Raw genomic sequence first — 412 nt, 5'->3', positions numbered from 1 at the left:
GCGGCCTTCTTGGGATCGGCTTCGGCAACGACAGCCGTGCCGGCATCATCCGGCTGTGCGGTCTCGACCGCCTTGGCGGCGCGGCGCGCCAGCGCCTCCTGCTTGCGCGCCTCGCGGGCGGCCATCATGGCGGCGTTGTCCGGCTGGGGCCCTGCGCTGGCGGCGTCCTGCTTGGCCTTGAGGCGGGCCAGAGCGGCGGCGACGGGATCATCCCCCCCTGCCGCGGCCATGGCCTGGCGACGCTGGGCGGCGGCCTCGGCGTGGCGAGCCTCCCGCGCGGCCTTGTCCCGTTCGAAGCGGGCCTGCTTGGCCTCGAAGCGCAGCTTGGCGCGCTCCGCCTTCTCGTGCTCGGCACGGACCTCGCGGATGTCATCCTTGGCAATCTTATAGTACTGCACCAGGGGGATCTCGC

At 72.8% G+C, this 412-nt stretch carries 1 pseudogene; it reads right to left on the bottom strand.

Features of this window, described 5'->3' with window-relative positions:
- A pseudogene (locus BN1127_RS10755) lies at positions 1-412 on the bottom strand (electron transport complex subunit RsxC); the annotation flags it as partial.

This window comes from Aeromonas media (assembly GCF_000819985.1).
GTDB lineage: Bacteria > Pseudomonadota > Gammaproteobacteria > Enterobacterales > Aeromonadaceae > Aeromonas > Aeromonas media.
The sequence above is the reverse complement of the archived record's forward strand: the minus strand, read 5'-3'. Positions and strand labels throughout refer to the sequence as shown.